This is a genomic window from Ruegeria haliotis, assembly GCF_013377785.1.
Classification (GTDB): Bacteria; Pseudomonadota; Alphaproteobacteria; order Rhodobacterales; family Rhodobacteraceae; genus Ruegeria; species Ruegeria haliotis.
Map to the genome: position 1 here is coordinate 50,225 of NZ_JABXWT010000010.1, position 25,562 is coordinate 75,786.

Consider the following 25,562-nt stretch of genomic DNA (forward strand, 5'->3'; position numbering starts at 1 on the left):
CCCTTGACCTGATCCCCGCTGCGCCCCAGAAAAGGCGCAACGGAAGGATTTCGCATGGTGATGAAAGGGCTGACTCTGCGCGGGCTCGAAGTGTTCGAGGCGCTGGCGCGGACCGGATCGGTGGCGCAGGCGGCCGAGATCACGGGGCTCAGCCAGCCATCGGTGTCGCAGCAATTGCGCAATTTGGAAAAGGCCGTGGGCACCGATCTGGTGGATCACGGCCGGCGTCCGATGCGGTTGACCCAGGCCGGGCGTAGCTTTCTGGCACGTACCGAGGCGGTTCTGGCCGAGTTGCAGATGGCGCAAAGCGAACTGACCGTGATGGATCTGGGTCATTTGACGACGCTGTCCATCGGGCTGATCGACGATTTCGACAATGACCTGACGCCACGGCTGGCCACCTTGTTGGCCGACAGTCTGACCCGGTCGAAGTTCAAGCTGATCACGCTGTCCAGTCTTGATCTGTTTGAGGCGCTGGACGCGCAGCGCCTGCATTTGGCGGTCTCAGCCCATACTGGCGAGGTTCTGGAGGGCGTGGTCGAGTACCCTCTGGTACAAGATCCGTTCATTCTGGTGGCCCCAAAAGGGGTAGATGGTGTTGAATCGGCCATACAGAACCTACCGTTTCTGCGTTACGCGCGCGAGCAGTTGATCAGCCGCCAGATCGAAGCGCATCTGGCGCGGCAGCAGCTGGAGTTCGAGGAACGATTCGAGATCGGCTCGCACCTCGCGTTGATGGCGATGGTGGCCCGGGGGCTGGGCTGGGCGATCACCACGCCGCTCGGGTTCATGCGCGCGGCGCGGTTTCATGACGGGTTGGAGGCCTACCCCGCCCCGTTCGGCGCGTTTTCACGCACCATATCGCTGTTTACCCGCACCGATTGGTCTGATCAGGTGCCGCAGGAAGTGGCCGGCATGATGCGGCGATTGATGCAGAGCCAGATCATTGACCCGGCCACCGCAAAACTGCCGTGGCTGAACGGGCAGTTGAAGGTGACGGGTGGTTAGCGATCCAGGTGGCTGCTGAGGCCATCGATTGCCGCTTCGATCAGGTCCAGGGCACCGTCGAAATCTCTTGTGTAATATGGATCGGGGACATGGTTCGCGCCGGTTTCCGGAGCGAAATCCGTCAACAGACGGACCGGGGTTTCATTGCCGGGCGGGCGCAAAGATTCGATATCGGCGATGTTGGTGTCGTCCATACCGATGATCAGGTCGAACCGGTTGAAATCGGCGGCGGTGAACTGCCGGGCGCGCAGATCGCTGAGGTCTAGCCCTCGGCTGCGCGCGGCGGATTGCATCGGGCCGTAGGGCGGGTTGCCTGCATGCCAGCCCATAGTTCCGGCGCTGTCGCTGGAATGATGCGGGGCGCGGGCGCGAAAGACGCCCTCGGCAGCCGGAGAGCGGCAGATGTTGCCGAGGCAGACAAAGAGGATACGGTGGGTCATGGGCCAAGGTGTAGCGCGCGGAGGGCATATGGAAAAGATCGTCATACTGACCGGGGCCGGAATTTCTGCGGAAAGCGGGCTGAGCACGTTTCGTGATGAAGGCGGGTTGTGGGCGCAGCACCGGATCGAAGACGTCGCCACGCCCGAAGCATTCGCGCGCGATCCGGCACTGGTTCAAGGGTTCTACAATGCAAGGCGCGTGCAGGCGGCCAAGGTGCAGCCCAATGCGGCGCATCAGGCGCTGGCCCGACTGCAACGGGACTGGTCCGGCGACGTGATCATTGTCACCCAGAACATCGATAACCTGCACGCGGCAGGCGGTGCAGTGGATGTGATCCATATGCACGGGAGTCTGGACGGGGCGCTCTGCGCCGCGTGCGGGCACCGCTGGACGGCACCGCCAGAAATGGCGGTGGGTGAGCCCTGCCCCGCCTGCGACGCTCCGACGGCGCGGCCAGATGTGGTCTGGTTCGGCGAAATGCCCTATCGCATGGATGAAATCTACGACCATCTGGCGGGCGCCTCGATCTTCGCGGCAATAGGCACATCCGGCCAAGTCTACCCGGCTGCCGCCTTTGTGCACGAGGCACAGGCCGCTGGGGCACGCACAGTCGAGATCAATCTGGAACCGTCCTGCGCAACTGCTGGATTTGACGACAGGATTACAGGCAAGGCCACCAAAGCGGTTCCGCAATGGGTTGACCACCTGTTGCTGCAAAGGATCTGAGTTCTAACCACAAATATTGCAGACAAGATTGGGTTTTCTTGCTTATTCTGCCAGAAAAGCAACGCGAGGGCGATCCATGACAGACCAAGATCCGCAAACCGGCGAAATCATTGATGACGGCAGCATGGATAACCGGGACCTGCTTGGCGAAAAGCTGTCCAGCCTGTGGTGGACCTTTCTGCTGCGCGGCGTTCTGGCCGCAGCGGTCGGACTTGCCGCCCTGTTCTGGCCCACCAACAGCATCGCCCTGCTGCTGCGACTGGTTGGTGTGCTGCTGATTTTGGATGGCGGCCTGACACTGCTGGGCTTTGGACGTCGGGGCCTTGTCGGAGGCGCCGGTATAGCTGCGGTCCTGATCGGGCTAATTCTACTGATATGGCCGGAAGGTGCCGCCAGACTGGCCTTTTTCCTGTTGGGCGCATGGGTACTGATCATCGGTATCGGCTCACTAATGGCCGGGCGACAAATGCACGAAATGGACCCGCAGCGCGCAACAATGCGCAATTCTGCTATCGTCGCACTGGTTATCGGGTTGGTGCTGATTTTCTGGCCCGGTAGTGGCCTTGTTGCACTTGGCTGGGCGATTGCATTCTTTGCGCTGGCTTTAGCCGTTGTCATGCTCTGGCTGGCCGCGCGTTTTCGACATGCAAGCAACCGGGTTGTCATGAAAACCATCGACGAATAGCGCTAGCGCGTCTGCCCCGGCTCAAACAGGCGCAACGGCAACAGGCCGGGCAACGCCCGGCCTGACGCATGGATGACGGCCGCAACGCGGCCCGAAGACAGGCGTGATTTTAGTTCGAGTGCGACCCGTGGCCACCTTTGTCCTGACGTTCAAGATCAACCGGGATCTCCACGTTCACTTCGCCAGCCTGTTCAAAGATCAAGGTGACGGGAACGACAGCATCCTGCTCGAATGGTCCTGTCAGACCCATGAACATCACGTGGTCCCCGCCACGCTGGAGCATGTGGGTCTCACCTGCCGGGATGGCAAAACCTTCTTCGACATGGACCATCTTGGCCACGCCGTTATCATCAATCAGATGGGTGTGCAGTTCGACCCGGGCTGCAACGTCCGAGGTCGCGCCGATCAGGCGATCATCGGCGTCGCCCTGATTTTCGATCATCATGAACGCGGCGCCGGCCTTGGCCGATTTACCCGAAGACCGCGCGTAGGCGTCACCGACCTTGATGGTGCCTTCGGCCAGAGCGGGGAAAGCCAGCGCAGTGGCGGCCAGAGTTGCAAGCAGAGTTGTTTTGAGGGACATCGTGCCTCTCCTGTCTAAAAGTCTGAAAAGTTTGGAAATCGGATCAGATAAAGGCAGGAGGCGCCCGGGCCGGTTGCCGGGGTACGGGCAAGGCAATCAGGTTGCCAACACGGCGTTGCGGCGTGGGCGTTGCGCGCTGAGGCGCTTGCGGTACGGGGGTATGTGCGACCGCAACAGCGCCCAGCAATATCTGCGCATAATCAGGGCAATACTGCGGAGAAGAGGTCGGTTGCCCATTCTCGTCCATATAGACGACAACAGGTCCGGTGCCGGTGCACAGCACCATCTGACCCACCGCCTGCTCCATTCCACGCGATGCTGCAACGGCCTGCCCGGTCAGAACCAAGAGCAGAGACAGCACAAACGGCAGAACTTTTTTCAGAGTGGGTCTCATCGTGATCCGGGTATAGGCCAGTGCCCGGATCAGCTTCAAGCGCCAAAGGGTCGCGCTTGAAGCCTAGCTCAGTGGTCTACTTCGGGCCGCTTGACGGTTCCCTTGGTGAGGCTGGTATGAGATCGGTTCACCCAACGCTGCATTCGGGAACATGCGGAAATCGTTTTGCCAATTACGGACCCCAGAAACAGAAAAACATAAAAACTCTTTAATGACATAAGATGGCCCCCCATCAGTTGAATGAGATCAACACTAATTCGGGTGTCACATCCTGTATGTGAACCATGTCACCAATCAGAAATTTTGTTTCGAATTTGCGGACAATCCGTTCGATCTGACTGTGAGAGAAAAGAAAAAGCCCTGCACCGCAGAGGTACAGGGCTAAAATCTTAGCAAGTGATCTGGATCAGGCCGAGGCTTGTGCCTTGGCGATTTCCTTCTTCACTTTCAGCGCGGTGTCGGACAGTTCATCGTCCTTGGCTTTGGCCAGGAACGCGTCCAGACCACCACGGTGGTCGACCGTACGCAGGGCAGCCGCCGAGATGCGCAGCTTGACGCCACGACCCAGGGTTTCCGACTGCAGGGTGACGTCGTTCAGGTTGGGCAGAAAACGACGACGAGTTCTGTTTTTGGCGTGGCTGACATTGTTGCCAGTCATCGGGCCTTTTCCGGTCAGTTCGCAACGGCGCGACATGGTTTCTTCCTTTGTTTCTGGAGGCCGGGGCAAAATGCCAGCGGCCAAATCACAAGGGGCACAACCCGAAGTCGCGCCCGAAAACTGGTTGGATGCGTGTAGTGGGAATCATTAGGAGGGTCAAGACGGGCCGCGTGAATTCTTTCCATCACTCTCAAATAGACCGCACTGCCCGCAATCAAGCCATAAGACTAGACCGCCTGCAACACCGGTTTGTTGTTCTTGACGTGGCGCGCGATCAGCTGCACCTGTTGCCGCCCTTTGGGGACATGACGCGCCAGATCGGCTGCATGAGGCCTGTTCACCAGTTCGGGGAATATGTCGAAAATCTCCTGCTGCGCCTCGGCACCCAGCGATTTGAGCGCTTCGGGGCCGGTAAACAGACTTTCGGTCGGGGCATCCTCGGCAAAGATGATCTCGTGCCGGTCGAACAGCAGGTGGAAATACTCGACGCTTTCGACCTGCTCGTCGATGAACACCCCGGGCAGTGCGATCAGTTTGATCGCCGGGATCAGAACCTCGGCTGCGCCAAACATGCGTTCTGCGATTCTGGATTGCACCAGCATGCGGTGTTGGCGAGATACCAGCAGGTCGCGATGTGGCAGCCCCTCGCCCAATGCACCCGCAAGGATGCGCACCGGTAACAACCGGGGATTGGCCAGCAGCGCGGATTTGTCAAAGTGGCGGCGACCAATCCAGCGTATCGGCTGCGGCCCTTGCCCCAGGGTCGGTATCAAATCGCCAACGCGCAAAGTTTGGATACGGGACAATCCGTTCTGCGACAAGATGCGTGTGTCGCGGGTAAAACACGGAACCCCCGAACCGTTTTCGAAGGTCGTATACGTGACCGTCAAACCAGATGGCAGCGTAAACGTTCCGCTGGACAGGGAATAGCCAACACCGTCCTCGACCGTGATGGTGCCAAAGGTGGCATCGGTAATGACGGTTCCAACAGGCAGGTTCAGCGTGTCTACGCCGTTGCCGCCGCGAATATCTTCGGTGACACTCGTGCTGCTGAAATTCAGCGTGTCATTGCCACTGCCCATACTGATGGTGCGAACGGATGAACCGCTGACATTAATAGTGTCGGCACTCGATCCGCCAGCAAGCCTGCCGCCGATCGTACTGTTGGTGACAGTGATCGTGTCGGCACCTGCATTACCGACGACATTACCGGTAATGGTACTGTTTGTGACGTCGATGGTGTCATCGCCCTGCCGCCCCCGAACATTGTCGATTGGCGTTCCCTGCGGCGCGCCATTCAGGGTGCCGGTGTCATTGCTGACATCGATATTGTCGTTGCCGTTTGTCCCGACGATGTTGGGCATACGTGACGGTTCCCGGACCTCAGGCCCTGTGCCTGACGTTCGACCATATCATAGGTTTGTCTCTGCGTCAGCCCGACGCACAACCCAAGGGTGATAAACTCTGTCTCCTACAGAATACCCTTCAGCGCCCTCTCAGGCACCGGCTTCAGTCGACACCCAGAGACGCCAGCATATGTTCTGCCGCGGCCGAGGGGCTGAGATCTCCGGCGCCGACCTTGGCGCTCATTTGTTCCATCTCGGCGCGTGCCGTTGGGGTTTCGAGCCGGGCCAGCAAGGCGTGGCGGACCTCTTGCTCGAACCAATAGCGGGCCTGTGTCGCCCGGTTGGTGTCCCAATGCCCCGAGTCGCGTCGCCATTGCGTGAGTGTCTGCATCTCTTCCCAGGCTTGCTCCAGGCCATGTTCTTCAACCGCCGAAACCGTCATCGCCCTGGGATAGCCTTCGGGGTCTTGCGGACGTTTGCGCAGCAGGCGCAGGGCTCCGGCATAGTCGGCACAGGTGCGGGTTGCGGTGGCCTTGAGGTCTCCATCCGCCTTGTTGACCAAGATGATATCAGCCATCTCCATGATGCCGCGCTTGACGCCCTGCAACTCGTCACCGCCCGCCGGAGCCAGCAGCAACAGGAACAGATCGGACAGTTCCGAGACCACCGTTTCGGATTGCCCCACCCCCACGGTTTCGATCAGCACCACATCATATGCGGCCGCTTCGCACAGGGCGATGGCCTCGCGCGTGCGGCGGGCAACGCCGCCAAGGTGGCTTTGACTTGGGGACGGCCTGATAAAGGCGTTCTTGTCACGGCTCAGACGTTCCATCCGGGTCTTGTCGCCCAGAATCGAGCCTCCGGACCGGGCCGAGCTGGGATCGACGGCCAGAACCGCCACGCGTAGCCCCTGCGCTGTCAGCATCATGCCGAAGCTTTCGATGAAGGTGGATTTTCCCACACCCGGCGTTCCGGACATGCCAATCCGCAGCGATTGCCGGCCAGCGCCAGCCAATTGCCCCAGCAGTTCCGCAGCCTGCGCCCGATGATCGGCGCGGTTGCTTTCGACCAGAGTGATCGCGCGGGCCAGCGCCCTGCGTTCACCGTTCAAAATCCTGTCACCAAGGCTGTCTGTCTGCATTCTCATCCCGATCCTTGCGGCACGGATAGTTGCCGTTTTCCGGGGCCTTTTGTCCAGCCCGTAGCGGACAGGAAATGCAAACGGTGCGGATTTTGCCGGAATTTGTGTGGTGGAAGAAAGCGTTCCGCGCAATGGCGGGAACTGGACGGCACCCGCGCGATGGCGGATAAGGGCCGAATGACCACACGCCTGCCCATCGACGACGCCATTCCCGACCTGTTGCAGGCCCTGCAAAGCCACGGCCGCGCCGTACTGCAAGCGCCGCCCGGTGCGGGTAAGACCACGCGCGTTCCGTTGGAAATGTTGCGGGCGGGAATGTGCCCGGGAAAAATCCTGATGCTGGAGCCGCGCCGGTTGGCGGCCCGTGCGGCGGCAGAACGTATGGCCGAAACACTGGGCGAACGCGCAGGCCAGACCGTAGGTTACCGCGTGCGCGGTGACGCCAAGGTATCCAAGGCGACACGGATCGAAGTGGTGACCGAGGGCATTCTGACCCGGATGCTGCAATCCGACCCCGATCTGCCCGGCGTCGGCGCCGTGATTTTCGACGAATTCCACGAACGCTCGTTAAACGCTGATCTGGGTCTGGCCTTGTGTCTGGAGGTGACGGGCGCGCTACGAGACGATTTGATCCTGTTGGCGATGTCGGCGACGCTGGATGCGGAACCCGTGGGACAGTTGATGGACGCGCCGCTGGTGACATCCGAGGGGCGCAGCTATCCGGTGGAAACGCGCTGGCTGGATCGACCATTGGGCGGGCAGGCACGGCGGCTGGATGCTTTGATTGATCTGGTGGTACAGGCCGAGCGCGACACGCGTGCGAGTGGCGGCGGAATGTTGGTGTTTTTGCCCGGTGAGGGTGAAATCCGACGGGCCGAGGGGGCATTGACCGGACGGTTGCCGGGGGACTGTGTGGTTCGCCCGCTGTTTGGCGCCCTGCCCTTTGCAGCCCAACGCGCGGCGATTGCACCGGTCGAAAAAGGGCGCAAGGTGGTTCTTGCGACGTCGATCGCAGAAACCTCGCTGACCATCCCGGATATTCGGGTGGTTGTGGACATGGGACAGGCGCGGCGGGCGCGGTTTGATCCGGGATCGGGCATGTCGCGACTGGTGACCGAGCGAGTGACGCGGGCCGAGGCCACACAACGCATGGGCCGCGCCGGGCGCGTGGCCGAAGGGGTTTGCTACCGATTGTGGTCCAAGGGTGAAGAAGGCGCGCTGGCCGCCTATCCGCCCGCCGAGATCGAGGCGGCGGATCTGACCGGACTGGCGTTGGAATTGGCATTGTGGGGCACCAAGCCCGGTGATCTGGCCTTTCTGACCCCGCCCCCTGAGGGCGCACTGACCGAGGCGCGGGCCTTGCTGGCAATGCTGGGGGCGCTGGATGGCAACGGACGGATTACCGGGCATGGACGAGCCCTGGCGGCACTGCCAGTTCACCCGCGGCTCGGGCATATGCTGGTGACGGCAGGCGCACAAGCCGCCCCGCTGGCCGCGCTGCTGGCCGAGCGGGACCCGTTGCGGGGAGCGCCCGTGGATCTGACGTTGCGGTTGGAGGCATTGCGGGATGCGCGGGCGTTTCAGCGCAACAAGCCGTGGCAGGTGAACGCGGGCGTATTGGATCGTATCAAGACTGAGACCAAACGGCTGCGGGCACAGACCGCCGCCACGTCGGAGGGTCTGAGCCCAGCAGTCATGGCAGCGCTGGCCTATCCCGACCGGATTGGCCAACGCCGCAAGGGCGATGAGCCGCGCTATGTCTTGTCAGGCGGCAAAGGGGTTATCCTCGACAGTGGAGACACATTGGCCGCTGCGCCGTATCTGGTTGTTTTGGATACGGACGGAAATCCGCGTGAAGCACGGGTGCGCATGGCCACCCAGATCTCGGAACGGGAGATTCGCGACCAGTTTGCGGATCAGATCATCTGGGTCGACAGCTGTGAATGGTCAAAACGGGACAGGCGCGTTGTCGCCCGGCGGCAAGAGCGACTTGGCGCGATCACTCTGGGCGATCGCATCTGGAAAGACGTGTCCGAGGACGCGGTGGCCCGGGCCATGCTGGACGGGGTGCGGGAACTGGGTCTGCGGTTGACTGGTGCGGCGGCGCGGTTGGCCGCACGGGTGGAATTGTTGCGCGCCGACGGGCTGGACCTGCCGGATTTCTCGGAACAGGGGTTGGTTGCAGATCAGGAGGGTTGGTTGCTGCCGATGCTGTCGGGTGTGCGCAATGCCGAAGAATGGAAACGGTTCGATTTGCTGCCAGCGCTGCGGGCGCGATTGGACTGGAGCCAGACGCAAGAGTTGGACCGGCGCGCGCCGGGGTCGTTTGTCACGCCTCTGGGACGCAAGGTGCCGATTGACTATGGTGGTGCGGTTCCTGAAATCGCCGTGCGTCTGCAGGAGATGTTCGGAGTGACCCGACATCCGGTTGTCGGCGGCACGCCGTTGAAAGTCACGCTGTTGTCCCCGGCTCGGCGACCGATTCAAATTACCCGTGATTTGCCCGGGTTCTGGACTGGATCTTATGCCGATGTGCGTAAGGACATGCGGGCGCAATACCCCAAGCACCCGTGGCCCGAAGACCCGACACAAGCCGACCCGACCCTGCGGGCGAAACGGCGGAAAAGCTGAACCTGAGCCGTTTTATGACCGGCAATTTTCCATGAAGATCACCTTTCAATCAGACAAAAGACCACAAGATCGCTCATAATTATTAAGAATCGGTCACAATTACTCATTTTCCAGCAGGTATATTGTTAAACCTGCCATACATGATTATGTTACTTTATTGAGAAATAATAAAAACGTCCGGGCAGGCGAAACATGACTAAATGGCTAAGTAATATCTGGGAAGAAGTCGCGCTACCAATGTTCCGGCGTCCAAAGCGGGTGCAGGTTGCGGCGCTGTGCACCCGAATTGCGGGCGACGGCAAAGACGTCTTGCTGATCACAAGCCGTGGCACAGGACGCTGGATTATCCCCAAAGGCTGGCCCATCGATGGGCTCAACGGACCGGAAACCGCTGTTCAGGAAGCCTGGGAAGAGGCTGGCGTGCAGGCGTCGGGCGTGCAGAAAGAACCGGTTGGTCAATATTCATTCGACAAGACGCTGGACGACGGTTCGGCGCAGCAGGTCGTGACCAGCGTATACCACATTCAGGTAACCGATCTGGCGGATGACTATCCCGAAGCCGATCAGCGCAAGCGGTGCTGGGTCTCGCCCCAAGTCGCCGCAGAACGGGTGCAGGAACCCGAATTGCGGGATCTATTGCTGCAATTATAGCAAAATTACCAAATTTTGATGACATCAAGGTTGCCGCAGAGCGTGGAAACAGGTAGCGGCGGGCCTCAAACCGTACAGCCCTAGTGAACTGATGTCAGACTTACCGCCCAAATCCCGTTGGCACGCGCTGGATACCGACCTTCACCGCATCTCGCGCGTTGAGTATGCCAATGCCCATGTCGTCCGCCCATTGCTGGCGCCTGGCATTGCGCTGGCCTTTATCGCGCTGGCGGGGCTGACCGCAGCCGTCTTGTTTGGTCAGGCCGATGGAGGGCTGATCGTTGCGGCCGCAGCGGCGTTTGGGGCCTATATGGCGGTCAATATTGGCGCCAATGACGTCGCCAACAACATGGGCCCGGCGGTGGGGGCAAATGCCCTGACCATGGGAGGCGCGATCCTGATTGCCGCAATCGCCGAAAGCGCGGGCGCTTTGCTGGCCGGTGGCGATGTGGTTTCGACCATTTCCAAAGGGATCATCGATCCGAATTCGGTCCAGAACAGCGATGTGTTCATCTGGGCGATGATGGCGGCACTGATCTCGTCCGCGATGTGGGTCAATCTGGCGACATGGGTTGGCGCGCCGGTCTCGACCACACATTCCGTCGTGGGCGGCGTGATGGGCGCTGGCATCGCAGCTGCAGGCCTGAGTGCCGTAAGCTGGGGCACAATGGGTGCGATTGCCGCCAGTTGGGTGATCTCGCCCGTGCTGGGCGGTGTCGTCGCAGCCGGGTTTCTGGCGCTGATCAAACATAAGATCCAGTATCAGGACGACAAGATCGCCGCCGCACGACGCTGGGTTCCCATTCTGGTTGCGGTGATGGCTGGTGCCTTTGCCACCTATCTGGCGGTCAAAGGCCTGAAGCGGATCGTCAAGATCGACCTGCAGATGGCATTGCTGATCGGTTTGGCCTCGGGGGGTCTGGTCTGGGCCGCAACGGTGCCTTGGGTACGGCGCAAATCCGAAGGGCTGGAGAACCGCACACGGTCGCTGAAAACACTGTTCGGACTGCCGCTGGTCGTCTCGGCCACATTCCTGAGCTTTGCCCACGGCGCCAATGATGTGGCCAATGCAGTCGGGCCGCTGGCCGCGATCGTGCACGCCACCGAGTTTGGTGATTTTTCCTCAAAAGTGTCCATTCCGACCTGGGTCATGGTCATCGGGGCGTTTGGTATTTCTTTCGGTTTGTTCCTGTTCGGACCCAAGCTGATCCGCATGGTCGGCAGTCAGATCACCAAGCTGAACCCGATGCGCGCCTTTTGCGTGGCGTTGTCTGCGGCCATCACCGTGATCGTGGCAAGCTGGCTGGGCCTGCCTGTCAGCTCGACGCATATTGCGGTGGGCGCGGTGTTTGGAGTGGGGTTCTATCGGGAATGGCATACGGACCGGCGCTGGAAGCATTCGAACCTGCAACGCCCGGCGGACCTACGTTTGGCACGCGAGGAACGTCAGCGGCGCAAGCTGGTACGGCGGTCGCATTTCATGACAATCGTCGCGGCATGGGTGATCACCGTCCCGGCGGCTGCGCTCATGTCGGCCACGATCTTCTGGGTGCTGACGGCCTTCGCCTGATCCGGCGCCAGTTTCATCCACTGCCACATTTGAAGTGAACGCAACCTAATCAGGGTTTGATCTGGGCCGGGGACAGCGATGTGTCTGGGGATTGCTTGATCAACTCAGATACACGGGTACAGATCGGGGTTGGTATGCCGGTTTGCTTACCAAGAGAGATGATCTCGCCCTGAAGGCTGTCAATTTCCGTTGGACGGCCCGCCATCAAATCATACGCCATTGAGGTGCGCGCGCTGGGGTCGATGGTCAGCATACGCGCGGCAATACGCGTGAACAGCGGCGTCGGCAGTCGCAGGATATGAGGTGTCATCCACGCAGGCAGCGGCATCGTCGAGCCGACGGGGTGTCCCGCTGCCTTGAGGACGGTTAGCGCCTCAGCCATCTGATCCGCCATCAGGGTGCGCCAGTTGCGGTCCATAAGCTGGTCAACCAACGTCTGACCCGAAAGCGCATTCAGCGCATTATTGAGGTTGATGACCAGCTTGCCCCATTGCACCGCTTCGATCTGATCGCTTGAAACAACCGGCAGGTTCGGGCTGCTGAGGTGCTCGGCCAGCGTTCCGGAGCCGCCTTGGATGACGATATCACCGGATGTGGCACGATGGTATGTGGCGGGATCCGTCGGCACCACGTTGAATGGTACCATACCGGCACGGACATCACGGTCGGGCAGTGCAACGCGCAAGGCTCGGGCGTTCTCGATACCGTTTTGCCAGGAAAGGATCGGTGCGGGCTGGGGGGCATGTGTTGCAATCAAATCCGCCATACCCATCGTCGCGCCCGATTTGACCGTCACGATGATCAGGTCGGCGGATGCAAGGCTGGCGGGATCTTCGGTGAGGGTCAGATTACTGGCCGGGATTGTGCAGCGAAGGCCCGAGAAATCGGTCATCGTCAGCCCCTGCGCCCGGATCGGATCCAGCACGCGGGCACGGCCCAGCAGCGTCACGTCATGCCCGGCATCGGCCAGCAATCCCCCGCAAAAGCAGCCGATGCTGCCCGCGCCTGCGATGACGAGTTTCATTATGCCCTCCCGTATTTCAGGAAGGATTGCCGGGAAATGCCTGTTGGGCAAGCGGTCTGCCCGGTGACGTCGCGTTTAGCGCGCAAGTCTCGGGCGCGTCCGTTCCAGATCTGGCGATATCGGAGTGAACTCCTGATCATCTCCGGGTGGCAGGTGGAAGGCTCCGTTGGCCCAGTCGGCGGATTTCCATTCGCGCGTCGCGGCCTGAATCTTTTCTTTTGAAGATGAAACGAAATTCCACCAGATGTAACGATCCTCGTTCAGGGTCGCGCCACCCAGAAGCATCAGGCGCGCACCCATGGGTCCAGCCTTGACCGACAGCCGGTCGCCGGGGCGGAACACCATCATCCGGCCGGAATCGAATGTATCGCCCGCAATCTTGACCGAGCCTTCGGTGACATAGACGCCCCGGTCTTCGTGATCGTCAGGCAGCGGGAAGGCCGCGCCGGGTTCTAGCTGCATATCCAGATAAAAGGTTTCCGACAGCATCGTTACGGGACTGGTTTCACCATAAGCCGAGCCCAGAATCAGACGTGCGCTGACACCCGCGTCCTGAATATGGGGCAGCGCGACCTGTTTATGGTGTTCAAAATCCGGAGCCATATCTTCGTGCGTTTCAGGCAGGGCGATCCAGGTCTGGATGCCAAACAGGCTGTGTTTCTTGCTGCGGGTTTCGGCGCTGGTGCGTTCGGAATGGGTGACACCGCGACCGGCGACCATCCAGTTCACCTCACCCGGATGGATCATCTGGTGGGTACCGAGGCTGTCGCGGTGTTCGAATTCACCCTGATACAGGTAGGTGACGGTGCCCAGCCCGATATGGGGGTGCGGACGGACATCGATACCGCCTTGGGTGATGAACTCGGCAGGGCCGACCTGGTCGAAAAAGATAAACGGACCAACTAGCTGGCGGTTGACCGAGGGCAGTGCGCGCCGCACCTCGAACCCGCCCAGATCGCGGGCGCGCGGGATGATCAGCGTGTCGAGGGCCGTGTTTTGATTTGGGTTCCAGCTCATTCCCCGGCTCCAATGATAGACCTTTGCCAAAAGGTGACGCCATGTTCACCTGTGCGAAGAATAGTATCAAAATAACCTGCGAAAAGCGCATCTGTGCACAGTGGTCGTGCAATACAGGGCGAGCATATGTCGAAGGACGGCATCCAAACTCACGAAGCCGTGAAGGGTGGCCACGTTTCTTTTGCCTGCCCGATCTCGGATTCCACGATGAACGTGCTATTCTTAGACTTCGATTATGCCGGTCCTTCAAGATCGGTAACACGTCTGGCACGATTGACAGGAGAGCATTGGATGACGCGCCTTCAGATGACCCGCCGGTCCCTTATCGTCACGGGTGCTGGCACGGTCGCGACCGGTATCTCTGGCTTGATTACGCCGGCCCGGGCCAAAGGTGTTGAGGCGACGCTTTCGATGCGCGGCGGGTCCAACAACTATCGTCCAAACGCACCCATTGTGGATCGCATCGGCGGGGGCGGATTCTGGATGACAGGGACAGTGCGGCACGCCGGGGATGGCGCGCCTCTGGCCGGGCAACGCATCCAGATCTGGGCCCACACGACCGAAGGGCACGAGCGGGACCCACAGAGCCACGGCGCAACATTGACCGACGCCAACGGAGAGTTTCGATTGGAGATGCCGCAGATTGTGCCCGCCTTTGGTCAGCCACACGGGCATCTGGCCTATGACAGCGGCGAGTTTGAAACCGTGTTTCTACGTCCGATCATGGCCAACGCGAAAGACAAGACGCTCAGCGCGCATTTCGTGCTGCAACCCGCCTGATCGCTTTGGGATTCTGGCGATGAGTCTGACCCGTATGATCCTGATATGGGTCGCTTTGACCTGCGCTGTCGCTGTGCCCGTCCTTGCAGCGGCAGCCAGTCCTTACTTGGCTTGGCGGGATCCGATTTACATCCTGGCCGGGTTTGCGGGAATTGTCGGAATGGGTCTGTTGTTGGTGCAGCCCTTGCTGGCGGGCGGTTACCTGCCGGGCCTGTCCACCGCGCGCAGCCGCTATTTGCATCGCTGCGTTGGGGCGGCGTTGGTGGCTGCGGTTGTGATCCATGTGCTTGGCCTGTGGATCACCAGCCCCCCGGATGTCGTCGACGCATTGCTGTTCGTATCGCCGACCCCGTTTTCAGCATGGGGCGTCATCGCGATGTGGGCAATGTTTGCCGCCGCCCTGCTGGCGCTTTTGCGACGGCGGTTGCGCGTGCGGTTCAGACCCTGGCGCCTTGGCCACGCGACACTGGCCCTGGTGACCGTTGTCGGCAGCGTGGTTCACGTCATGCTCATCGAAGGCACGATGGAGATCATGTCGAAGACGGCGCTGTGTATTCTGGTGCTGCTGGCGAGCGCAAAGACGCTCGCCGATATGCGTGTCTGGGCGATCCAGCCGGGTCGCGGCTCGTGATCGGGTTCAGACCCCCAGACACCAGCGCATGACGGCCTTTTGCGCGTGCAGGCGGTTTTCAGCCTCATCGAAGATGACTGAATTGGGTCCATCCATGACTTCGGACGTTGCTTCCTCTTCACGGTGCGCAGGCAGGCAGTGCATGAACAGCGCGTCGGGTTTGGCGTGGCTCATCAGATCGGCATTGACCTGATAAGGGCGCAGCAGGTTGTGGCGACGTTCCTTGGCTGATTGGGAATCGTGCATCGAAACCCAGGTGTCGGCGACCACAAGGTCGGCGCCCTCGACGGCCTTGTACGCGTCGCGTTCAACAACAATTCTGGAACCCTTTTGACGGGCGAGACCCATGAATTCTTCTTCGGGGTCAAGTTGGGCAGGCCCGGTGAAAGTCAGATCAAAGCCAAACTGACCTGCTGCGTGCAAGAACGAGGCGCAAACGTTGTTGCCGTCGCCGGCCCAGACCACCTTTTTGCCTGCGATGGGGCCACGGTGTTCTTCAAACGTCAGCACGTCAGCCATGATCTGGCAGGGATGAGTGCGGTCGGTCAGGCCGTTAATCACGGGTACATCCGAATATTCTGACATCTCGGTCAGGATGGTTTCATCGAACGTCCGGATCATGATCATGTCGACATAGCGCGACAGGACGCGGGCGGTGTCGGCGATGGTTTCGCCATGGCCCAGTTGCATGTCCTTACCCGACAGAACCATCGTCTGACCACCCATCTGGCGCACACCGACGTCAAAGGACACGCGGGTCCGGGTCGAAGGTTTTTCGAAGATCAGCGCGACCATGCGGCCTGCCAGTGGTTGTTCGTCATCGGGCGCGGCTTTGGGACGACCCAGGCGGGCCTGTTTCATCGCGTCTGCGTTGTCGATCATGCCCCGCAGGTCGGCGGCATCGGTTTTGTGGATGTCGAGAAAATGGTTCATATCGGTTCGCTTTTAGCTGGTGGTGGGCGGGGGCCAGCCCCCACACCCCCGGAGTATTTGGGAAAAGATGAAATCAGGCAGTCGCGAGGGTGGCCTCGACCTGCGCGGCGGTCTTGTCGAGGCGGATCATGGCCTGCGCGATGTCGTCTTCGGTCAGGGTCAGCGGCGGCAACAGGCGGATGACGTTATCGGCGGCGGGGACTGTGATGACCAGATTGTCATAGCCCGCGTTCACCACGTCGAGATTAGGTGCCTTGCACTTGAGGCCCAGCATCAGGCCTGCGCCGCGCACGTCTTCGAACACCTCGGGGTGATCGGCGATCAGGCCTTCGAGTTTTTGACGCAGCAGGCCTGCCTTGCGATTGACGCCTTCGAGGAAGGCGGGCGTGGCGACCTGATCCAACACGGCGCAGCCCACTGCGCAGCCCAGCGGGTTGCCGCCATAGGTGGAACCATGCGTGCCTGCGGTCATGCCAGATGCTGCGTCTTCGGTCGCCAGTACGGCCCCCAATGGGAAGCCTCCGCCGATGCCTTTGGCCACCATCATGATATCGGGCGTGATACCTGCCCATTCATGAGCGAAAAGCCTACCGGTGCGACCGACGCCGCATTGGACCTCGTCCAGGATCAGCAGCAGACCGTTGTCGTCACAGATCTGGCGCAAGGCCTTGAGTTCGGCGTCGGGCACGGGACGGATACCGCCTTCTCCCTGGATCGGTTCGATCAAGATTGCCGCGGTGTTTTCGGTGATGGCATTGGTGACGCCGTCGAGATCGCCGAACGTCAGGTGGACGAAGCCGGGCAGCAGCGGGCCAAACCCTTTGGTCATCTTCTCGGACCCGGCAGCGGCGATACCTGCCGAGGACCGGCCATGGAAAGAGCCGTCGAAGGTGATGATCTCGACCCGTTCGGGTTGGTCTTTGTCAAAGAAATACTTGCGGGCCATCTTCACGGCCAGTTCGCAGGATTCTGTGCCTGAGTTGGTGAAAAATACCGTGTCAGCAAAGGTATGTTCCACCAGCTTGTCCGCCAGTGCCTGCTGTTGTGGGATGTTGTAGAGGTTCGAGACATGCCACAGAGCGTGGGCCTGTTCTGTCAATGCCGCCACCAGTGCGGGATGCGCATGGCCCAGCGCGTTCACTGCGATCCCTGCCCCGAGGTCCAGAAAACGTCGGCCGTCCGCCTCGGTCAGCCAGGTGCCTTCGCCCTTTACGAAAGTCAGGGGCGCGCGGTTATAGGTCGGCAGAACGGACGGGATCATCGGATCATCCTTTTCGGGTAGGTTGAGCCCCGTGAGTGATACACAGAGGCCGGGTTCGTCAACTGATTTGGTGGGGTTTGCGCCAATTTGGACAGCGCAAATAGATCAACGGGCCGGTTACGCAGTCAGGCGTCGGCGTCGGAGGCGCAGGATATGTGCGGTTTTGATCATGTTTGGCCGTATAGCGGGGCCACGCCGGTCTGAAAACCCCGAAATTGCACAGGCGTCAAATTTCACCCTGAGACTGTATCCGTGCAATTCCCGCTTGCCATTTGCCCTGTGCTGGCGCACCGCTGGACCATGTTCGTCGCCAAATCTCATAACCCACCGCTTGCGGCCCTGCTGATCTTTGCCGCAAGCGCATTGATCGCCGCCACAACGTTGTTGGCCAAGGCGCTGGGGACCGAGACGCTGGGCCCGGCGCTGCATCCGATGCAGATCAGCCATGGGCGCTTTCTGTTTGCGTTCATTGCCATCATCAGTGCGGTCGGGGTTTTACGACCGCATCTGGCGCGCCCGCATTGGGGACTGCATGTGGGTCGAACAAGCTTCGGATGGCTGGGTATTACACTCATGTTTGCCTCGGTCGCCTATATCCCGATTACCGATGCGACCGCGATTTCCTTTCTGAACCCCGTCTTTGCGATGGTTCTTGCCATTCCGCTGTTGAAAGAGGGTGTCGGCCCCTGGCGATGGCTGGCGGCCGCAGTGGCATTGGCCGGGGCGCTCATTCTGTTGCGGCCCACTCCGGCCAGCTTCCAGCCTGCTGCCCTGCTGGCATTAACAGCGGCGGCGATTATCGGGATGGAGCTTATATTCATCAAAAAACTGTCTGGGCGCGAAATTCCGATCCAGATCTTACTGGTGAACAATTCGATGGGTCTGGTCATTGCCTCTGTCGCCGTGATCGCGGTTTGGGAACCACCGACGCAGGCGCAGTGGGCAGCGCTGGCCGGAATCGGCGTATTGATGGCCTGCGCTCAGGCCTGTTTCGTTAATGGCATGGCGCGGGCGGATGCGTCCTTTGTCGCACCGATCAGCTATGCGACGCTGATTTTCGCTGCCTTCTATGACTTTGCAATTTTTGGCGTGATTCCCGACGCGGTCAGCGTCACCGGGTCCAGCATTATCCTGACCGGAGCCTTGATCCTGGTCTGGCGTGAGGCGCGGTCCAGGCGCGCATAAGTCGCCAAAAAGTTATCAACACAATGTCCGGGCGCGACCACCATGTCGCAAATCCTCATGAATTCATCCGTGCGGAGTGCAACCTGATCGCGGTTGATTAGAGAGTTTGCGCCATGCATGAACGTCGTATTCCCGAATGGGTCCGCCATGCCCCTGCCCCGTCCGTCCGCGATTTCGGTATTCTTGCCGGGTTCGAGGCCATCGTTCGCGGCATCCTGATTTCGGTCTTTCCGCTGGTGATGTATCGCGCCTTGGGCGATGCGTCCTCGGTGTCATTTGTGTATTTTCTGGTCGGGATCGTGTCGCTGATTGCCGGGTTGATGGTGCCATTCATCATCCGTTATGTTCCCCGACGATGGGCTTACACCATTGGCTGCGTACTGTTCGTCCTGGGGGCCGTTCTGGCCATCGAAGGCAGCCCGTCGGCCGTTGTTGCAGCGCTGGCGCTGAATACGGTGGCAACGGTTGTGACCTTTGTCTGTTTCAACGCCTACGTGTTGGATTACATCAACAAGATCGAGCTGGGCCGGTGCGAAACCAGCCGCATGTTCTACAGCGCGTTGGGCTGGGCCGGTGGCCCGATGGCCGGGGTGCTGTTGATGGAGGTTTGGGCGCCTGCGCCGTTTGTCATCAGCGCGGTTGCCGCCGTCGCCATGCTGATCCTGTTCTGGAGCATGCGGCTGGGCGACGGCAAGCTGATCACCAAGGCGCGCGGAACGGCACGGAATCCACTGGCGTTTTTGCCGCGCTTCTTTTCGCAATCCAGATTGGTGGCGGGTTACCTGTTTGCGATGATCCGGTCCTGCGGATGGTGGATTTACGTTGTCTACCTGCCGATCTTTGCCATCCAGAACGGATTGGGCGAACAATTGGGCGGCATCCTGCTGTCCACCACCAACGCGATGCTGTTCGGGGCGCCGCTGATCCTGCGTTGGGTACAGGGGCGGTCGTTACGGACGGCGGTGCGCGCCGGGTTTGCCGCATGTGGCATCTGTTTTATCATCGCGGCGGCCTTGGCTGGGTGGCCCGTTGCCTCGGTCGTGGCACTGGTGTTGGGGTCGGTCTGGCTGATCGTGCTGGATATCTGCGCGGGATTGCCGTTCCTGATGGCGGTCAAACCGTCTGAGCGGACCGAGATGTCGGCAATTTATTCCAGTTATCGTGATGTATCAGGCATTCTGACACCGGGTGTTGCCTCGCTGGTGTTGTTGGTGACGCCGATTGCGGGCGTGTTTGCGGCAGGTGGGTTGGCCCTGTTTGGGGCTTGGGCCGTGGCTGCGCAGATGCATCCCCGGCTGGGGCGGCCAAAAGTGCCGTTGCAACCCGGAGTCCTGGCCCAAGCGGCCTAGGCCTTCAGTCTGTAGCCCGTGCGCAACATCTGCCAGGTCAGCGCGCCCACCAGCAAGGTTGCACCGCTACAGACCAGCAGGCCCAGATAGGGCGAGCTGTCGGACACGCCGATCATGCCATAACGCAACCCATCGATCAGATAGAACACCGGATTGGCGTGGCTGATGCGGTTCAGCAGCGGCGGCAGCGCCTCGACCGAGTAGAACGTGCCCGACAGGAAGGCCAGCGGTGTCACGATGAAGTTGGTGATCGCGGCCATCTGGTCGAATTTATTGGCAAAAATCCCGGCAAACAGGCCCAGCGTACCCATGAAGGCCCCACCGAGAACAACGAAGATCAGGGCGAAGAACGGGTTCTGCGGCACCAGCCCCAGCACCAATGCCAGCGCGCTCGCGACAACCAAGGCGATCAGAACACCGCGGGCAATCCCACCCGCGACGTACCCCAGCAGGATTTCCAGCGGCGACAGCGGCGGCATAAGCGTATCGACAATGTTCCCCTGCACCTTGGCGATCACCACCGAGGATGACGTATTGGCAAATGCATTCTGGATCACCGTCATCATCATGATACCCGGCGCCAGAAAGGTCAGGAACGGCACACCCATCACATCCGGCCTGCTGGGCCCGATGGCAATATTGAAGATCAGCAGGAACAATCCCGCCGTGGCCAGTGGCGCCAGCAAGGTCTGGGTCCAGACCGCCAGAAAGCGCAGGGTTTCGCGTTGTGCCAACGTATAGAGACCCATCCAGTTGACCGTTCCGAAACGACGCGCGTCCTGATCCGTGAGATTCTGCATCACCTACCCCTGACTGATTCGAAGACAGCTTGTAACTCGGGCTGCAGTGATTAGAATAGGGCGCTGAGACGAATTCCCAAGGCGGCCCGAATCCGGGGCCGCTTTCCCGTTTTTTGAAAGGAAGCGCATGTCCTGGACCGACGAGCGTGTTGAGCTGCTGAAGAAGATGTGGGGAGAGGGCCAATCGGCCAGCCAGATCGCCAAAGAACTGGGCGGTGTGACCCGCAACGCCGTGATCGGCAAGGTACATCGCCTGGGCCTGTCAAACCGCGCAACCGGCGCAAGCCCGGCCAAAGCCGAGCCCAAGGAAAAACCGGCCCCCGCACCCAAGGCCGAGGCCAAGCCCAAACCGGCACCCAAGACCGAACCGGCACGCCCTGCCCCTGCGGCAGAGGCGAAACCGGCCATACCGGCGCGCCGTCAGATCATTCCAGCCGGTCAACCACTGCCTCCGCAGCCGTCGGCCAATGAAATCAGCCCCGAGGCGCTGGCCAAGGTCAACGAGATCGAGAAGAAGGCCAAGAAGCTGACGCTGATGGAACTGACCGAGAAGACCTGCAAATGGCCCGTGGGTGACCCCGCGACCGAGGATTTCTGGTTCTGCGGCCTGCCTGTTGAGGCCGGAAAACCTTATTGCGAGGCGCATGTTGGCGTCGCATTCCAGCCCATGAGCTCGCGCCGCGACCGGCGGCGGTAAGAACCGATGCGCCAGGTTCCGACAGCAATGGAGGATACCTGGCTGGCCCGGGCAAAACGACTGCTGGCGCTGGCCGAAACCGGCCAGCACTTTACGCACGATCCCTTTGACCGCGAACGCTATGACGAGATTGCCCAGATAGCTCGGGCCATGTTGGCAGATCTGGGCCAAGTGCCGCTGTCACGGATCGAGGGGCTGATTTCGGATCATGCGGGCGGATACGCCACCCCCAGCATTGATATTCGTGGCGCGGTGATCCGCGACGGTCGCATTCTGCTGGTGCGCGAGCGCAGCGACGGACTGTGGGCCATGCCGGGCGGATTTGCGGATATCGGTAGCTCTCCGGCGGAGAACATCGAACGTGAGGTGTGGGAAGAAGCTGGATTGCGGGTCCGGGCCCGGTATCTGTATGCGTTGCGCCACAAGGCGCGGCATCCTTACCCAGCGGACGTGCGGGATTTCTACAAACTGTTCTTCATTTGCGACGACATCGACTCAGGTGCCCCGAAACCTGGCGCCGAAACCCACGAGGCTGCGTTCTTTGCTTCGGATGCCCTGCCTGAGTTATCCCTGACACGTAATCTCAGACAGGACGTAGAAGCGGCATTCCATAAGGCCGCCCCTGGTCCGGCCACGGTTCTATTCGACTGAAACCCCGACTTACTGTGCCGGATGCGAGGGAAATTCCGGCGACGGCACCCACCCGGGCAGATCATCAGGTGAGACCGAAACATGCAGGCATTCAGACTGGTCCCGACCAACCTTGCGATGCTTGCGCAGCAGGAAAATCTTACCCCAACCTCGCCATGTTCCAACCGATGTCGCATGCGCGTCGGTGGGAAAACGATCGCGCCAGCCTTCAGGCAGGGGCAAGCCGTGCAGCTCAGCTTTGTCCAGCATCCAGATCAAGGGAATGTTGCTGAGGGGGCGGGCTTGATCATAACCGTTCAATTGCCCGCCGATATCGCCATGGGTGCCTCGGAACCAGACCTGTTCGACATGGCCTTTGAAGTCAGGCGTACAAGTCCACAACACCGGCTCGTACACCTCGCGCGTTTCGTCCAGCGCTATGGCGTGATAGCCGTGGCGGGTCGATGGGCCAAGCTGATGGTTGTGAAAGGCATGGCGGTCTTCAGCCCAGCGCCACAGCAGCGGCAGGCGCAGGCCCAGCGCCTTGACCGTATCCCAGACCCCGATCATTTCGACGGCGACGTCTTCGTGGCAGAACTGGCGGCGGAAATCACGGGCCGCCTTGCCGCTGGGGTTGCATTCGTAGTGGCGATAAGCCTGCTTGATGTTGCGTTCGGTCGCGTGTTCGGCTTTGAGCAGTCCGATCATGTCGATCACGCCCGCAAGGCTGCGCACGCCGTAAGCGCCCCTTGAATATCCAATGAAAAAGATCCGGTCGCCGGGTTTGTATCGTGACGCGAGATAGCCATAGGCGCGGCGGATCTGGCGGTTGATGCCACGCCCCATCATCACATCCAGCGAGGATTTCCAATTTTCCCACTGTACGCCCGCCTCATAGAACACCGAGACCTTGCTACCCGCTTCGCAGCACAGCCTAAAAGTCTGGCCTGCGTGGGTCTCCAACCCCGGCTCTAGCGTGGACATGGTGCCATCAAGGATGATGACATGGCTGATGGGTTCGCGGTGGCGCGTTTCGGCGGAATGCTCGGACCGCAGAGGCCGTCCGAGCCATCCCAGTACCTTTTTACTCAGCCGCGACAGAACCATCGTTCAGCAATTCCCATACTTTGTGAGGTGTGAAAGGCATATCTGCCTGCCGCACCCCATAATCCCAGAGCGCATCCTGAACCGCATTTGCAACAGCGGCCAGCGCGCCCACGGTTCCAGCCTCGCCACAGCCTTTCATGCCCATCGGGTTGGCCGTAGACGGAACCGGTGCCGAGGTAAACTTAATCATGGGTATGTCAGCCGCGCGGGGCAAGGCGTAATCCATGAACGAAGCCGTGAGCAGTTGCCCCTCGGCATCATGCACAACATGTTCATTCAGTGCCTGACCGATGCCTTGAACCACACCGCCATGCACCTGCCCCTCGGCCAGTACAGGGTTGATAAGGTTACCGAAATCATCAACCACGGTGTAGCTGTCGACCCAAGTTTCACCGGTGAAGGAATCGATCACGACTTCGGCAACATGTGCACCGTTTGGATAGCTGCGCGCATCCAGATTGGCACGCGCCTCGTGCTGCAAAAGATCCGTGCGACCATCGGTGCGCGCCATATCCGCAGCCTCGGTCAGGGTTGGTGTCAGGTTCGACCCCGGCGCACGGAAGGTTTCATGGTCAAATGTCACATCGCTGTCCTCGACCCCCATCTTATCAGCAAGGTAGGGCACGAATGCGGCGATCATTTTGTCGATCGTCACCAGAGTTGCGGTACTTTGCACTGTCACGGACCGAGACCCGCCGGTGCCGCCACCATGTGCCAGCCGGTCGGTATCGCCCTGCACCACGGTGATGCGATCTGCCGGAATGCCCGCCTGATCGGACAAGAACTGGGCATAGACCGTTTCATGACCCTGCCCGTTCGACTGGGTGCCGACATAAAGGTTCACCGTGCCATCCTCGCAAAACTCCACCTTGGCGTTTTCGGAAGGGTCCCCCAAAATACTTTCGATATAGTAACAGAGCCCCTGCCCCCGGATCAGACCACGCCTCGCATCTTCGGCTTTACGGGCGGCAAAGCCTGCTGTCTGTTGCACCGCACGGCTAAGAACCATGTCGAAATCGCCAACGTCATAGGTTTCGTCTGTGGCAGTCTTGTAGGGGAAATTATCGGGGCAAATGAAGTTCTTGCGGCGCAATTCCCACGGATCAACGCCGAGCTCGCGCGCGGCGCGGTCCATGACACGTTCGAGGACATAGATCGCCTCGGGGCGGCCTGCGCCACGATAGGCGTCGACCTGCGTGGTGTTGGTATAAAAACCTTCGACGCGCAGGTAAGTGGTTTGAACGTCGTAGACACCCATCAGAACTTTGCTGAACAAATCGGTCTGGATCGCCTGCCCAAAGTGGCTGTTGTAGGCGCCCAGATTGCATTTGGAATGCACCCGGTAAGCGGTGATCTTATGGTTCTTGTCAAAGGCCAGTTCCGCCAGCGAAGTCAGGTCACGGCCATGGTGGTCGGACAGCATCGCCTCGGACCGATCCGACATCCAGTGGACCGGCTGGCCCAGTTTCATCGCGGCGACGGCAACCGAAAAGTACTCTGGGTATGGCATCACCTTCATCCCAAACCCGCCACCGACATCCGGGGTGGTGACGCGGATGGTATCGGGCTCCAATTTCAGTTTCTGCGCCAGTTGCGCCTTCATTGCCCAAACACCCTGCCCGCCATAGGCGAATTGCAACCGTCCGTCGGACCATATGGCCTGACACCCGCGCGGTTCAATCGAGCTGATGATCACCCGGTTATCGCGCACATTCAGCGATACGGTATGGGCCGCGGTCTGAAAGGCGGTCTCGGTCGCGGCCTCGTCGCCCAGCCCCCAGTCAAAGGCACGGTTGTCGGGGGCCTCGGCATGTAGGGTCTCGCCGCCCGGGGCGAGGTCGATTTTGGCGGGCAGATCGTCCGTGTCCAACCAGATCAGCTCAACCGCGTCGCGCGCCTGCATCAGCGTTTCGGCGATCACGACGGCCACCGGCTCGCCAACAAAGCGGACGCGATCTTTGGCCAGCATATGGCGCGCAGGCGCGGCGCCTTGCGTCCCGTCCCGGTTGGGAACCGTGGCCGCGTTCATCACCGTGTCGATGCCCGAAGCCGCCAGATCCTCCAACGTCATGACCAGATGCACCCCTTCGGCCTTACGCGCGGCATCAAGATCCAGCGATGTGATCTCTCCATGTGCCACGGGACTGCGGAAGAAGGCCGCAAATAACGCGCTTTCAGGCACGGTATCGTCCATGTAGCGCCCCTGCCCGGTCAGAAACCTTTGATCCTCGGTCCGTTTGACGGGCTGGCTTTTGCCGAACTTTTCCATGGGGGTTCCTCCTGCGCGATCTCGTGGGCGACCGTAGCCCGTGCG

General features: G+C 60.5%; 25 protein-coding genes. 12 read left to right on the forward strand and 13 right to left on the reverse strand.

Annotation, left to right across the window (positions count from 1 at the left end; genetic code table 11):
* The first annotated feature begins 54 nt into the window (after window positions 1–54).
* A complete protein-coding gene (locus HW561_RS15715) occupies window positions 55–1,008 on the forward strand; it encodes a LysR family transcriptional regulator (RefSeq protein WP_176866293.1) in 954 nt (317 codons plus the stop codon).
* Here HW561_RS15715 and HW561_RS15720 read toward each other — a convergent pair.
* Entirely contained in the window at window positions 1,005–1,448 is a 444-nt protein-coding gene (locus tag HW561_RS15720) for a low molecular weight protein-tyrosine-phosphatase (protein ID WP_176866294.1), read from the reverse strand. The genes HW561_RS15715 and HW561_RS15720 overlap by 4 nt on opposite strands.
* Window positions 1,449–1,476: 28 nt before the next feature.
* Between HW561_RS15720 and HW561_RS15725 the strand changes: the two genes are divergently transcribed.
* Entirely contained in the window at window positions 1,477–2,175 is a 699-nt protein-coding gene (locus tag HW561_RS15725) for an NAD-dependent deacylase (protein ID WP_176866295.1), read from the forward strand.
* Between the two features lie 76 nt (window positions 2,176–2,251).
* A complete protein-coding gene (locus HW561_RS15730; RefSeq protein WP_176866296.1) occupies window positions 2,252–2,860 on the forward strand; it encodes an HdeD family acid-resistance protein in 609 nt (202 codons plus the stop codon).
* Between the two features lie 109 nt (window positions 2,861–2,969).
* Here the strand turns inward: HW561_RS15730 and HW561_RS15735 are convergent, their stop codons facing one another.
* From HW561_RS15735 to meaB, 5 genes are all read right to left on the reverse strand, one after another.
* Window positions 2,970–3,443: a copper chaperone PCu(A)C gene (locus HW561_RS15735; RefSeq protein ID WP_176866297.1), complete on the reverse strand. Its 474-nt coding sequence runs from the start codon at window positions 3,441–3,443 to the stop codon at window positions 2,970–2,972.
* Between the two features lie 43 nt (window positions 3,444–3,486).
* The gene (locus tag HW561_RS15740) at window positions 3,487–3,876 is read right to left on the reverse strand and encodes a hypothetical protein (RefSeq protein ID WP_235962937.1); all 390 of its coding nucleotides are present in this window, start codon (window positions 3,874–3,876) and stop codon (window positions 3,487–3,489) included.
* Window positions 3,877–4,243: 367 nt separating this feature from the next.
* Entirely contained in the window at window positions 4,244–4,531 is a 288-nt protein-coding gene (gene rpmB, locus HW561_RS15745) for a 50S ribosomal protein L28 (protein WP_176866298.1), read from the reverse strand.
* Window positions 4,532–4,722: 191 nt separating this feature from the next.
* On the reverse strand, window positions 4,723–5,859 hold the full coding sequence (locus tag HW561_RS15750) for a Hint domain-containing protein (RefSeq protein WP_176866299.1): 1,137 nt from the start codon (window positions 5,857–5,859) through the stop codon (window positions 4,723–4,725).
* A gap of 145 nt (window positions 5,860–6,004) precedes the next feature.
* The gene (gene meaB, locus HW561_RS15755; RefSeq protein WP_176866300.1) at window positions 6,005–6,982 is read right to left on the reverse strand and encodes a methylmalonyl Co-A mutase-associated GTPase MeaB; all 978 of its coding nucleotides are present in this window, start codon (window positions 6,980–6,982) and stop codon (window positions 6,005–6,007) included.
* A 177-nt stretch (window positions 6,983–7,159) separates the two neighbouring features.
* On the opposite strand from meaB, the gene hrpB reads away from it, so the two are divergent.
* From hrpB to HW561_RS15770, 3 genes are all read left to right on the forward strand, one after another.
* Window positions 7,160–9,613, forward strand: a complete 2,454-nt coding sequence (gene hrpB / locus HW561_RS15760) for an ATP-dependent helicase HrpB (RefSeq protein WP_176866301.1) — start codon at window positions 7,160–7,162, stop codon at window positions 9,611–9,613.
* A 192-nt stretch (window positions 9,614–9,805) separates the two neighbouring features.
* Window positions 9,806–10,264: an NUDIX hydrolase gene (locus tag HW561_RS15765; RefSeq protein WP_176866302.1), complete on the forward strand. Its 459-nt coding sequence runs from the start codon at window positions 9,806–9,808 to the stop codon at window positions 10,262–10,264.
* 91 nt (window positions 10,265–10,355) lie between these two features.
* Window positions 10,356–11,834: an inorganic phosphate transporter gene (locus HW561_RS15770; protein WP_176866303.1), complete on the forward strand. Its 1,479-nt coding sequence runs from the start codon at window positions 10,356–10,358 to the stop codon at window positions 11,832–11,834.
* 49 nt (window positions 11,835–11,883) lie between these two features.
* Here the strand turns inward: HW561_RS15770 and HW561_RS15775 are convergent, their stop codons facing one another.
* Together HW561_RS15775 and HW561_RS15780 are read right to left on the reverse strand one after the other, a co-directional pair.
* Complete coding sequence (locus HW561_RS15775; RefSeq protein ID WP_176866304.1) at window positions 11,884–12,858, reverse strand: 2-dehydropantoate 2-reductase; 975 nt, start codon at window positions 12,856–12,858, stop codon at window positions 11,884–11,886.
* A gap of 75 nt (window positions 12,859–12,933) precedes the next feature.
* Complete coding sequence (locus HW561_RS15780) at window positions 12,934–13,875, reverse strand: pirin family protein (protein WP_176866305.1); 942 nt, start codon at window positions 13,873–13,875, stop codon at window positions 12,934–12,936.
* Between the two features lie 291 nt (window positions 13,876–14,166).
* Here HW561_RS15780 and HW561_RS15785 point away from each other — a divergent pair, with 291 nt between their 5' ends.
* Window positions 14,167–14,655 (forward strand): peptidase associated/transthyretin-like domain-containing protein, encoded by a 489-nt coding sequence (locus tag HW561_RS15785; RefSeq protein WP_176866306.1) that lies wholly within the window; start codon window positions 14,167–14,169, stop codon window positions 14,653–14,655.
* Window positions 14,656–14,674: 19 nt separating this feature from the next.
* Window positions 14,675–15,286 (forward strand): ferric reductase-like transmembrane domain-containing protein, encoded by a 612-nt coding sequence (locus HW561_RS15790; RefSeq protein WP_176866307.1) that lies wholly within the window; start codon window positions 14,675–14,677, stop codon window positions 15,284–15,286.
* A gap of 6 nt (window positions 15,287–15,292) precedes the next feature.
* On the opposite strand, the gene argF is transcribed toward HW561_RS15790, so the two are convergent.
* Together argF and HW561_RS15800 are read right to left on the reverse strand one after the other, a co-directional pair.
* Entirely contained in the window at window positions 15,293–16,219 is a 927-nt protein-coding gene (gene argF / locus HW561_RS15795) for an ornithine carbamoyltransferase (protein WP_176866308.1), read from the reverse strand.
* Between the two features lie 73 nt (window positions 16,220–16,292).
* Window positions 16,293–17,480 carry an aspartate aminotransferase family protein gene (locus tag HW561_RS15800; RefSeq protein WP_176866309.1) on the reverse strand — a complete coding sequence of 396 codons (1,188 nt, stop codon included), beginning with the start codon at window positions 17,478–17,480 and terminating at the stop codon, window positions 16,293–16,295.
* A gap of 300 nt (window positions 17,481–17,780) precedes the next feature.
* Here HW561_RS15800 and HW561_RS15805 point away from each other — a divergent pair, with 300 nt between their 5' ends.
* Together HW561_RS15805 and HW561_RS15810 are read left to right on the forward strand one after the other, a co-directional pair.
* Window positions 17,781–18,665, forward strand: a complete 885-nt coding sequence (locus tag HW561_RS15805) for a DMT family transporter (RefSeq protein ID WP_176866377.1) — start codon at window positions 17,781–17,783, stop codon at window positions 18,663–18,665.
* Window positions 18,666–18,778: 113 nt separating this feature from the next.
* Window positions 18,779–20,014: an MFS transporter gene (locus HW561_RS15810; RefSeq protein WP_176866310.1), complete on the forward strand. Its 1,236-nt coding sequence runs from the start codon at window positions 18,779–18,781 to the stop codon at window positions 20,012–20,014.
* Here HW561_RS15810 and HW561_RS15815 read toward each other — a convergent pair.
* A complete protein-coding gene (locus HW561_RS15815) occupies window positions 20,011–20,814 on the reverse strand; it encodes an ABC transporter permease (protein ID WP_176866311.1) in 804 nt (267 codons plus the stop codon). The genes HW561_RS15810 and HW561_RS15815 overlap by 4 nt on opposite strands.
* Window positions 20,815–20,941: 127 nt before the next feature.
* Here HW561_RS15815 and HW561_RS15820 point away from each other — a divergent pair, with 127 nt between their 5' ends.
* Both HW561_RS15820 and HW561_RS15825 read left to right on the forward strand, forming a co-directional pair.
* On the forward strand, window positions 20,942–21,511 hold the full coding sequence (locus HW561_RS15820) for a GcrA family cell cycle regulator (protein ID WP_176866312.1): 570 nt from the start codon (window positions 20,942–20,944) through the stop codon (window positions 21,509–21,511).
* Between the two features lie 6 nt (window positions 21,512–21,517).
* Complete coding sequence (locus HW561_RS15825; protein WP_211198666.1) at window positions 21,518–22,162, forward strand: NUDIX hydrolase; 645 nt, start codon at window positions 21,518–21,520, stop codon at window positions 22,160–22,162.
* A gap of 9 nt (window positions 22,163–22,171) precedes the next feature.
* Here HW561_RS15825 and HW561_RS15830 read toward each other — a convergent pair whose 3' ends face one another.
* Complete coding sequence (locus tag HW561_RS15830) at window positions 22,172–23,248, reverse strand: DUF2235 domain-containing protein (RefSeq protein WP_176866313.1); 1,077 nt, start codon at window positions 23,246–23,248, stop codon at window positions 22,172–22,174.
* Window positions 23,226–25,517 carry a xanthine dehydrogenase family protein molybdopterin-binding subunit gene (locus tag HW561_RS15835; RefSeq protein WP_176866314.1) on the reverse strand — a complete coding sequence of 764 codons (2,292 nt, stop codon included), beginning with the start codon at window positions 25,515–25,517 and terminating at the stop codon, window positions 23,226–23,228. Before HW561_RS15835 ends, HW561_RS15830 begins: the two co-directional genes overlap by 23 nt.
* Window positions 25,518–25,562: the final 45 nt, after the last annotated feature.